Below are 1,491 nucleotides of genomic sequence, written 5' to 3'. Positions count from 1 at the left end.
GCACACCGCCGTGTCAACGCTKCCGACAAGCGCATCATCAACGGCCAGACCGACGTCAACCAGCTGGTGCCTTTCAAGTACAAGTGGGCGTGGGAAAAATACCTCGCCACCTGCGCCAACCACTGGATGCCCCAAGAGGTGAACATGACGCGTGACATCGCGYTGTGGAARGACCCSAACGGCCTGACCGAAGACGAGCGCCGCATCRTCAAGCGCAACCTSGGCTTCTTCGTSACCGCCGAYTCGCTGGCCGCCAACAACATCGTGCTGGGCACGTACCGCCACATCACGGCCCCTGAGTGCCGCCAGTTCCTGCTGCGCCAGGCGTTCGAAGAAGCGATCCACACCCACGCGTATCAGTACATCGTCGAATCGCTSGGYCTGGAYGARAGCGARATCTTCAACGCCTACAACGAAGTCCAGTCGATCCGCGACAAGGACGARTTCCTGATCCCCTTCATCGAMGCSATCAKSGAYCCGWMYTTCAARACCGGCACGCMCGAGACYGACCAGACCCTGCTCAAGTCGCTSATCGTKTTCGCSTGYCTGATGGARGGCCTGTTCTTYTACGTSGGCTTCACGCAGATCCTGGCATTGGGTCGCCAGAACAAGATGACCGGCGCYGCTGAGCAGTACCAATACATCCTGCGCGATGAGTCGATGCACTGCAATTTCGGCATCGACYTGATCAAYCAGCTCAAGCTCGAAAACCCCCACCTGTGGACCSCAGAGTTCAAGGCCGAGATCAAGGCACTSTTCCTCAAGGCCGTCGAGYTSGAGTACCRCTACGCCGAAGACACCATGCCSCGTGGCGTGCTSGGCATGAAYGCYTCCATGTTCAAGGGCTACCTGCGCTACATCGCCAACCGCCGCGCCACGCAGATCGGGTTGGAGACGCTGTTCCCCAATGAAGAGAACCCATTCCCGTGGATGAGCGAGATGATCGATCTCAAGAAGGAGCGCAACTTCTTCGAGACCCGGGTTATTGAATACCAGTCCGGTGGTGCGCTGTCCTGGGACTAGCGCCTTTTTTGCAGGCCACACCACCATGGATTTTTACACCACGCCCAGCAACGACAGCGCCGCAGAGCGCTGCCCTGCGGGGCGTTCCCGTGTTCATGGAGATGGAGTTTTCATCCATCTCCATGGATCGCTCTCTGTCCACTGCAGACAGGAAGTGCTCTTTGCAAATTGACCCAAGGAGAACATGATGGCAACTGCGAAAAAACCGGCCGCTAAGAAGGCTGCTCCCGCGAAAAAGGCTGCAACGGCCAAACCCGTAGCCGCCAAGAAGGCTGCACCTGCCAAGAAGGCAGCAGCACCGGCAAAGAAAGCCGCTCCTGCCAAGAAGGCCGTAGCTGCGAAGAAGGCTGCACCCGCCAAGAAGGCAGCAGCACCGGCAAAGAAAGCCGCTCCTGCCAAGAAGGCCGTAGCTGCGAAGAAGGCTGCACCCGCCAAGAAGGCAGCAGCACCGGCAAAGAAAGCCGCTCC

General features: G+C 58.8%; 2 protein-coding genes. Both read left to right on the top strand.

Annotated elements, in window-relative coordinates; translation table 11 throughout:
* On the top strand, nt 1–1,023 hold a 1,023-nt coding region (locus AC04MI_RS25110), incomplete at its 5' end, for a ribonucleotide-diphosphate reductase subunit beta (RefSeq protein ID WP_476499037.1).
* A 187-nt stretch (nt 1,024–1,210) separates the two neighbouring features.
* A partial coding sequence (locus tag AC04MI_RS25105; protein ID WP_476499036.1) for a hypothetical protein occupies nt 1,211–1,491 on the top strand: 281 nt, incomplete at its 3' end.

It is taken from the genome of Acidovorax sp. LjRoot204, assembly GCF_056175785.1.
Note: the sequence above shows the minus strand (reverse complement) of the source record. Positions and strands in the feature narration are given on the sequence as shown.